The 8758-nt window shown below is 69.6% G+C and carries 7 protein-coding genes; 5 read left to right on the top strand and 2 right to left on the bottom strand.

The window, feature by feature from the left end:
* Positions 1 to 147: 147 nt before the first annotated feature.
* From GJV64_RS08010 to GJV64_RS07990, 5 genes are all read left to right on the top strand, one after another.
* Positions 148 to 1290 carry a DUF1501 domain-containing protein gene (locus GJV64_RS08010; RefSeq protein WP_164156740.1) on the top strand — a complete coding sequence of 381 codons (1143 nt, stop codon included), beginning with the start codon at positions 148 to 150 and terminating at the stop codon, positions 1288 to 1290.
* Between the two features lie 74 nt (positions 1291 to 1364).
* On the top strand, positions 1365 to 1814 hold the full coding sequence (locus GJV64_RS08005) for a (2Fe-2S)-binding protein (RefSeq protein WP_164156739.1): 450 nt from the start codon (positions 1365 to 1367) through the stop codon (positions 1812 to 1814).
* A complete protein-coding gene (locus GJV64_RS08000) occupies positions 1811 to 4039 on the top strand; it encodes a xanthine dehydrogenase family protein molybdopterin-binding subunit (protein WP_164156738.1) in 2229 nt (742 codons plus the stop codon). The genes GJV64_RS08005 and GJV64_RS08000 overlap by 4 nt, the downstream gene beginning before the upstream one ends.
* 10 nt (positions 4040 to 4049) lie before the next feature.
* The gene (locus GJV64_RS07995) at positions 4050 to 6212 is read left to right on the top strand and encodes a xanthine dehydrogenase family protein molybdopterin-binding subunit (protein ID WP_164156737.1); all 2163 of its coding nucleotides are present in this window, start codon (positions 4050 to 4052) and stop codon (positions 6210 to 6212) included.
* A gap of 41 nt (positions 6213 to 6253) precedes the next feature.
* Complete coding sequence (locus tag GJV64_RS07990) at positions 6254 to 6919, top strand: DUF2490 domain-containing protein (protein ID WP_164156736.1); 666 nt, start codon at positions 6254 to 6256, stop codon at positions 6917 to 6919.
* Positions 6920 to 6934: 15 nt separating this feature from the next.
* On the opposite strand, the gene GJV64_RS07985 is transcribed toward GJV64_RS07990, so the two are convergent.
* On the bottom strand, positions 6935 to 7366 hold the full coding sequence (locus tag GJV64_RS07985) for a copper chaperone PCu(A)C (RefSeq protein ID WP_164156735.1): 432 nt from the start codon (positions 7364 to 7366) through the stop codon (positions 6935 to 6937).
* Position 7367: 1 nt separating this feature from the next.
* Positions 7368 to 8758: TolC family protein (locus GJV64_RS07980; protein WP_164156734.1), on the bottom strand; the 1391-nt coding region annotated here is incomplete at its 5' end.

Below are 8758 nucleotides of genomic sequence, written 5' to 3'. Positions count from 1 at the left end.
ACTGGCCCCCGGCGTTGACCCGCGCGCGCTCGCCCCGCGCATCCTGCCCGGCCTGCTGTCGCCGGCTACCGCCACTGCCATCGCCCGCGCCGAAAGCCAGAGCGAGGGCCTCGCCCTGTTGCTCGTCTCGCCGGAGTTCCTGCGCCGATGATCGATCGCCGTTCCCTCATGGCCCGCGGCGCCCTGCTCGGCGGATTCGCCCTCAGCCCACGCCTGGCGCTGGCCGCAGCCGCCACCGATCGGCGGCTGGTCTTCATCATCCTGCGCGGTGCCATGGACGGGCTGGCCGCCATCCCGCCGCTGGGCGATGCCCGCCTTTCGGCCCTGCGCGGCCGGCTGCAGGAGGCGCCGCCAGCCTTTGGCGAGGCCCACAGGCTGACCGCCGATTTCGCCGCCCACCCGGCGCTGAAGACGTTCGCCGGCCTGTTCGCCGCCGGAGAGGCCGCCGTGGTGCATGCCGTGGCCAGCCCCTATCGCGAGCGCAGCCATTTCGACGCGCAGAACATGCTGGAAACGGGCGGCAACGCCGCCTACGCGCTGAAGGATGGCTGGCTCAACCGGCTGCTGCCGCTGTTGCCGGCCGCCAAGCCGCCGGTGGCGCTGGCGGCCACGCTGCCAGCGCTGCTGCAGGGCGCCGCGCCGGCCACCAGCTTTGCCCCCAGCCGCCTGCCCGATGCCAGCGCCAGCCTGAAGGCTCGGGTCGCCGCCCTCTATGAAGGCGATGCCCAGCTGCACCGCCTGTGGAGCGAGGCGATGGCGACCCAAGAGATGGCCGGCGCCAGCGATGGCCCCGGCAATCCGCCAGCGCTGGCCGATGCCGCCGCCCGCCTGCTGGTGCAGCCTGATGGCCCGCGCATTGCCGTGCTCGATCTTGGCGGCTGGGACACGCACGCCGGCCAAGTGCAGCGGCTGGCGAACCAGCTGCGCCAGCTGGACACGGTGATCATGCGCCTGAAGGCCGGGCTGGGGCCGACGTGGGGGCAGACGCTGGTCATCGCCGCGACGGAATTTGGCCGCACGGTGGCGGCCAACGGCACCGGTGGCACTGATCATGGCACCGCCTCGGCGGTGCTGCTGGCCGGTGGCCGCGTGGCTGGCGGCAAGGTGCATGGCGATTGGCCCGGCCTTGCCCGCCTGTTCGAGGACCGCGATCTTGTGCCCACCACCAGTCTGAACGCCGTGTTTGCGGGCGCCGCTGCCGGCCTGTTCGGGCTTGATCCGGAACTGGTCACGCGGCGTGTGTTCGCGGGCGCGCCGGCTCCGGCGCTTGGGGGTCTGGTCAGGGCCTGAAGCCTTCATCGCCCGATTGCCGGCGGCATATCTGGCGGCTATGCTCCCTACCTGATTTTCCGGAGGGGATCACGATGAAGCTGAACATCAACGGCAAGCCGGTCGAGGTGGCGGCCGAGCCTGACATGCCGCTGCTGTGGGCGCTGCGCGACGTGCTGGGGATGACCGGCACCAAGTTCGGCTGTGGGGCGAGCTTCTGCGGCGCCTGCACGGTGCAGCTCGATGGTGAGCCCATCCGCAGCTGCCAGACGCCGGTTTCGGCTGTCGGCACCGGCAAGATAACCACCATCGAGGGTCTTTCGGCGAGCGCCTGGGGCCGCAAGCTGCAGGATGCCTGGGTGGCGCTGGACGTGCCGCAGTGCGGCTATTGCCAGGCCGGCCAGCTGCTGGCGGCCGAAGCGCTGCTGCGCACGACGCCCAAGCCCAGCGATGCCGACATCGATGCCGCGATGAGCGGCAACCTGTGCCGCTGCGCCACCTACACGCGCATCCGCGCCGCCATCAAGCAGGCGGCAGTGTCGTGAAGGCCTCTCGCCGCGAGGTTCTGAAGGCCGCGGCGCTGGCCGGTGGCGGGCTCTCATTGGGCTGGCAACTGAGCGGCGCCAAGGCCAGCGTGCCGGGCGCCCTGTCGGCCTTCGTCATCATCGGCGCCGATGGCAGCATCCGCATCACCGCCCACCAGCCGGAAATCGGCCAGGGCGTGAAGACCAGCTTCCCGATGATGATCGCCGAAGAGCTGGACGTGGACTGGAACCAGGTGACCGTTGAACAGGCGCCGGGCAACCGCGCCGTCTATGGCGTGCAGCTGGCCGGTGGCTCGTCCGCCACGCCCACCCAGTTCGAGCGGATGCGCCGGCTTGGCGCGTCGGCCCGCGCCATGCTGATCGCGGCAGCGGCCAAGGCCTGGAACGTGCCGGCGGCCGAGATCACCACCGGCAGCGCCATGCTGCATCACAAGGCCTCGGGCCGCAGCGCCCGTTATGCCGAGATGGCCGAGGCGGCCGCCTCTGTCACCCCGCCCAAGCCGGAAAGCCTGGCCCTCAAGGACCCGGCGCAGTTCAAGATCCTCGGCCGCCGCATCCCCGGTGTCGACAACCGCAAGGTGGTGACCGGCGCGCCGCTGTTCGGCATCGATGCCCGACCGCCCGGCCTGATGTATGCCGCCTTTGCCAAGTCGCCGGTGTTCGGCGGCAAGCTGAAGAGCGCCAACAAGGCCGCCGCGCTGGCGGTGCCCGGCGTCAAGGCGCTGTTCGACATTGCCGAACGGCGTGACCTGAAGACCGAGATCGATGTCGGCCTGCCCGGCATCGAGGTGCTGCCGCAGGGCATTGCCGTGATCGCCACCAACAGCTGGGCGGCGCTGCGCGGCCGCGATGCGCTGGCGGCAGAGTGGGAGGGCGGGGACGCTGCCTTCCAGTCGAGCGAGGCGTGGGAAGCCGCCGCCACCAGGGCCTGGGCCGATGGCGCGCAGAAGCCGGCCTACATCAACCATGGCGATGCGCCCGCGAAGATGGCCGGCGCCACCCGCCGCGTGAAGGCCGATTATCGCTATCCCTTCCTGTCCCATGCCGCGCTGGAGCCGATCAACGCCACCGCCCATGTGAAGGACGGCAAGGCCGAGCTGTGGCTGTCGACTCAGACGCCGGAAGACGCGCGCCGCATGGTGGCGCTGGCGCTGGGCATCAAGGTGGAGGATGTCACCCTCCACCTGATGCGGTCAGGCGGCGGCTTCGGCCGGCGGCTGATGAACGATTTCGCCGTGGAGGCTGCGGTGATCGCCAAGGCCGCCGGCGTCCCGGTGAAGCTGCAGTGGGACCGGGGCCAGGATTTCGCCCACGACTGGTTGCGCCCGGCAGGCTGGCACCGGCTGGAAGCCGGGCTCGATGCCAATGGCAACATCATCGCCTGGCACGATCATTTCGTCAGCTTCGGCAAGGATGGCGTGCTGAACCCCACCGCCGTGATCGATGCCTCGCTGTTCCCGTCGGGCGTGATCCGCGATTACCGCGCCGATCTCACGGTGCTGCCCTTCGCCTCGACTCTGGGCTGGCTGCGCGCGCCGATCAACAACGCCTTCGGCTTCGTGACGCAGGGCTTCATCGATGAATGCGCCGCGGCTGTCGGGCGCGACCCGCTGGAGTATCGCCGCACGCTTCTGGGCACTCCGCGCGCCATTCCGATTGCCGAGGAGTTCAGCGGCGAGACCAAGCAGGACGCCAAGGGCACCCCCTACAACACCGGGCGGATGCGCGGCGTGCTCGACAAGGCGGCCGCCATGGCCGGCTGGGGCCGCAAGCTGCCAGCGCGCCGGGGCATGGGCATCGCCTTCCACTTCAGCCACCTCGGCTATTTCGCCAATGTGGTGGAGGCCAGTGTGGCTGCCGATGGCAGCGTGACGGTACACGGCATCTGGGTGGCGGCCGATATCGGCAAGCATATCGTCAACCTGTCGGGCGCCGAGAACCAGGTGCAGGGCAGCGTGATCGACGCGCTGGGCGCTGCCATGGGCCAGCGCATCAGCTTTGCCGACGGCGCCGTGGAGCAGAAGAACTACGGCGATTTCCCGCTGGCCCGCATGAACGAGGCGCCGCCGGTGGAGGTGGCCTTCCTGTCCACCGATTACCCCACCACCGGGCTGGGCGAGCCGGCCTATCCCAGCGTGGCGCCGGCGCTGGCCGCCGCCATCTTCCAGGCGACGGGCAAGCGGCTGCGGCAGCTGCCGTTCGACACCGAGCTTCTGAAGGCGTGAGGCCACACCCATGACCGTCGAGATCAGCCGCCGCAATTTCCTGTTTGCCAGCGCTGCGCTGAGCGGCGGCCTCTACCTTGGTCTGAGCCCTGAGCCAGTGACCGCTGCGGAAGCCGGCCAGCTCAATGCCTTCGTGGTGATCACGCCGGAGAACCGCATCCGCATCATGGCGCCCAACCCGGAAGTGGGCCAGGGCATCCGCACCAGCCTGCCGATGGTGATCGCCGAGGAGCTGGATGCCGATTGGGCCACCGTGGAGATCGTGCCGACCATTGCCGATGCCAAGGTCTATGGCCGGCAGGTGGCCGGCGGCAGCCAAGCCATGCCCACCCATTACGAGAATATGCGCCGCGTCGGCGCGGCAGCGCGCGCCATGATAGTGCAGGCTGCCGCGACGGCCTGGGGCGTGCCGGTGGCCGAGCTGACCACGCGGGGCGCCATGGTGATGCACGGCCAGCGCCGTGCCCCCTATGGCCAGTTCGCGGCTGCGGCTGCCGCCCTGCCGGCGCCCGATCCGGCCAGCGTGAAGGTGAAGGACCCCAAGGATTTCCGCCTGATCGGCACGTTTCAGACCGGGGTGAACAACCGCACCATTGTGGCCGGCAAGCAGGGCTATGGCATCGATGCGGTGGTGCCGGGCATGATCCACGCCGCCTTCCACAAATCCGGCGTGCAGGGCGCCAAGGTGAAGAGCGCCAATCTCGATGCCGTGAAGGCGCAGGCCGGCGTGCGCGATGCCTTCATCGTGCCAGGCACCGACGAATATGAGGGCCTGGCCAGCGGGGTCGCCATCCTGGCGGACACCACCTGGCATGCGCAGCGCGCGCGCAGCGCATTGAAGGTGGAGTGGAGCGACAGCCCGGCCGCGTTCCAGTCCAGCGCGGCCTGGGCGAAGATGGCGGCCGAGGCCAGGGGCAAGGCCCCGGCCATGCCGATCCATGCCGCCGGCGATGTCGGCAGCGCCATGACGGGAGCGGCGAAGCGCCTGTCGGCAACCTACGAATATCCCTTCATCCCGCACGTGCCGCTGGAGCCGATCAACTGCACGGCGCACGTGGTGGGCGACAAGGTGGAGATCTGGGCGCCGACCCAGAATCCGGAGCCGGGCCGCGCCGCCGTGGCCAAGACGCTGGGCGTGCCGCCGGAGAACATCACCATCCATATGCTGCGCGTCGGCGGCGGCTTCGGCCGGCGCCTGCAGAATGACTATATGGTGGAAGCCGCCTGGATTGCGCGCGCCGCCGGCCGGCCGGTGAAGCTGACCTGGACGCGCGAGGACGACGTGACCCAGGATTTCCTGCGCCCTGGCGGCTGGCATTATCTGGAAGCCGGGCTGGATGCGGCCGGGCGCTGCGTCGCGTGGGACAATCACTTCATCTCCTATGGCCGCGACGGCAAGTTCGCGCGCGCCGCCGGGATCGGGCCCACGGATTTTCCGGCTGGCATCGTCGACAATTTCCGGCTGGGCGCCACCGTGCTGCCGCTGATCCACACCACCGGCTTCCTGCGGGCGCCGGCCAACAATGCCTTCGGCTTCGTGACGCAGGGATTCATCGACGAACTGGCCCACGCCGCCGGCAAGGACCCGCTGGACTTCCGGCGCGAGTTCCTGGGGCCGGCGCGGATCATCGGCGATCCCAATGCGCGCGGCAGCTACAACACGGGCCGCATGCGCGCCGTGCTCGACAAGGCCGCCGCCATGGCCGGCTGGGGCCGCAAGCTGCCAGCGCGGCAGGGCATGGGCATCGCCTTCCATTTCAGCCACCTCGGCTATTTCGCCAACGTCATCGAGGTGGCGGTGTCGCCCGCCGGCGACGTCAAGGTGGTGAAGATCTGGGTGGCCGGCGACATCGGCCGCCAGATCGTCAACCCGGCCGGCGCGCTCAACCAGGTGCAGGGCAGCGTGCTCGATGCGCTGGGGGCCTGCCGCAATCACGCCGTCACCTTTGCCGATGGCGCGGTTGAACAGCGCAACTTCGGCGACCTGCCGCTGATCCGCATGGACGAGGTGCCGCCGATCGAGGTGGCCATGCTGACGCCCGATTATGCCGTGACGGGCCTGGGCGAGCCGGCCTATCCGGCGGTGGCGCCGGCGCTGGCCAATGCCATCTTTGCCGCCACTGGCGTGCGTCTGCGTAAACTGCCGTTCGACCTGACGCAGCTGAAGGCCTGAGCTGTAACACCATGGTCATGTTGGCGGGGCAAAGCCGCGCGATGCGCCGCCTCATGCTTTCCGTCGCCATGCTCCTTGCCGCGCCTGCCACAGCGCAGGACGTGCAGAGTTGGAACACGTTGCTGGCGCAGGGGCCGGTGGACGGCAAGCTGCTGCTGTGGGCGGAACTGCAGCCACGCTTCACCAGCGATGTCGGTCGGTTGGGTCAGTTCATCGCGCGCGGGGCGCTGGGCGTGCGACTGAAGAACGACATCGATCTGCACGCCGGCTATCATTACCAGCACAACAATCCGGCACCCGGCGTGACCAGCGACGAACACCGCTTCTGGCAGCAGGTGATGGCGCCGGTGCTGCGCCGGGAAAACGGCTTTGCGCTGATAACCCGCTGGCGGCTGGAGCAGCGCACGTTCGAGGGCGCCCAAGACCTTGGCTGGCGCCTGCGCATCCAGTGGCGGGTGCAGCAGCCCCTGCATGGCCGGGGCAGCGCCGGACCGCTGGCCTGGAGCGAGACATTCGTGGCCCTGAACAGCACCGATTGGGGGGCGCGCGGCGGCCTTGACCAACAGCGCAGCTTTGTCGGCTGGCTGCAACCGCTGGACAAGCGGCTGAACCTGGAGTTCGGCTACATGCACCAGCTCCTCAACCGGCCCGGCCCCAATCCCGGCAACCATGTGCTGAACGTCACGCTGAACCGCCGGCTCGGCTGAACCGGCGCGCACGGCTCAGGGCGGCACCACGCGGAAGCGCACATCCACAGTACCGGCGCCGGCAAAGCGCAGGCGGGCGCTCACCGTGCTGCCCACCGGAAACGGCCCCTTGAGGCCGATGAACATCACGTGCAGGCCGCCGGGCGTAAAGGCCACGCGGCCACCGGCCGGCACGGCCACGCCCCCGGCCTGGGCGCGCATGCGCATCACCCCGCCATCGCTGATGGTGCCATGCAGATCGGCGCGGGTGGCGGCTTGCGTTTCCACTGCCAGCAGCCGGTCTGCCCTGAGCCCGCTGTTGGTGATGACCATGAAGCCGGCCCCGGTCTTGGCCGCAGGGTGCGCCAGACGAACAACGGGCTGGCTGATCTGCACAGCGACGGGCTTTGCAGCAGTGGCAGGTGCCAGCAAGATGGCCAGCAAGACCGCGGCGGCCCTGGCCCGCATGTCAGCGCCCATCCAGTCCCAGCGCCTGCAGATCGGCGGTGGCGGCGGCGAGATCGGCGTGGGCGACGATCTGGCGGAAGGCGGCATCCAGACGGCGCACCTGGGCATCGGCGGCGGCTTCCTCGCGCAGGTTGACGAGGAAGAAATCCGACGCGCCCTCCTGGAAGCGGCGGCGTTCCGCGCTGGCCATGGCAAGGGCGCGGTCCTGCTCGTCGATGGCGATCCCCAGCAGGCGGCGGGCCTGGCGGGCGGCGATCGACAGGCTGCCGATCTCGATGCGGATCTGGTCTTCGATGAAGCGGCGGCGCTGCTGGAAGCCGTCTAAATCGGCCAGAGTCTGGCCCAGCCGGCCGCGCGCGGTGCGCTGCTGCAGCGGCACAGTCAGCGTGACACCCAGCTTGCTTTCGGTGCCGGTATAAGCGCGCCCGCCGACCCCGGCATCGCCGACATACTGGTTCACCTCGGCCTTCAGATCGAGTTTGGGCAGGAAATAGTTGCGATCAAGGCTCAGCCGTGTGCGCGCCTGCGCGATGCGAACGTCGACCACGCGCAGATCCGGCCGGTTCTCCAGCGCCTGCATCACGTCTTCGGCAATCGGGATCGGCGCGCCCAGCCGCGGCGGCAGCCGGTCGGGCGTCGGCACGGCCGGATTGCCATCCGCATCGCGCCAGAACAGCGACAGCGCCACCGCCGCCTGTTCCAGCCCCTGTTCGGCCTGCACCACCAGCGTCTGCCGCCTGAGGATATTCTGTTCGTTCTCGGTGAGCAGGATGGCCGGGCGCAAGCCTTCGGCGACCTGGCGCTTGAAGCCGGCCTGGCGGTCGAGCGCCAGCTTCAACAGGTCCTTGTACACCGCCACGCGCTGGCCGGCGATCACCCAGTTGTTCCAGGCGGCAATGGCACGCGCCTGCACGCCGATCGCCACCATCAGCCGATCATTGTCGGCCAGCACGACGTCGGCGCTGGCCATGGCGCGATTGAAGCGGCGCTCATCGATATCGCGGTCGCGCAGCAGCGAGAACAGGGTGCCGGCCGTGATGCGGCCATAGCGGGCGGTGAAATTCTGCGCGTCATAGGTGGGAAAGGTCCCACGCGAGACGTCGTACCCGGCATAGACATTGCCGCCATTGCTGGCCAACGGCTGCATCAGCCGGACGCCGACATCGCTGCCACTGTAGAAGCCGGTGGGGCGGGTATCGAGATTGGCGTTGAACAGCGTGTCGAAGGCGCCTTCGGTGGTCAGCACGCGGGCCTCGGCGCCGCGTACCCGGGCCAGTGCCTCCAGCACCTGCGGTGCGTGGAAGCGGCTGGCGGCCAACACCTCGTCAAGCCCCAGCGGGCTGGTGGCGGCGGGCAACGGCTGGGCTGCGGCACGGGCATCGGCCTCCAGCG

This window comes from Sandarakinorhabdus rubra (assembly GCF_010994245.1).
Lineage (GTDB): Bacteria > Pseudomonadota > Alphaproteobacteria > Sphingomonadales > Sphingomonadaceae > Sandarakinorhabdus > Sandarakinorhabdus rubra.
Note: the sequence above shows the minus strand (reverse complement) of the source record. Positions and strands in the feature narration are given on the sequence as shown.

Coding starts and splice junctions, on each gene's coding strand:
- GJV64_RS08010 (WP_164156740.1), top strand. CDS start 148: ATGATCGATCGCCGTTCCCTCATGGCCCGCGGCGCCCTGCTCGGCGGA.
- GJV64_RS08005 (WP_164156739.1), top strand. CDS start 1,365: ATGAAGCTGAACATCAACGGCAAGCCGGTCGAGGTGGCGGCCGAGCCT.
- GJV64_RS07995 (WP_164156737.1), top strand. CDS start 4,050: ATGACCGTCGAGATCAGCCGCCGCAATTTCCTGTTTGCCAGCGCTGCG.
- GJV64_RS07990 (WP_164156736.1), top strand. CDS start 6,254: ATGCGCCGCCTCATGCTTTCCGTCGCCATGCTCCTTGCCGCGCCTGCC.
- GJV64_RS07985 (WP_164156735.1), bottom strand. CDS start 7,366: ATGCGGGCCAGGGCCGCCGCGGTCTTGCTGGCCATCTTGCTGGCACCT.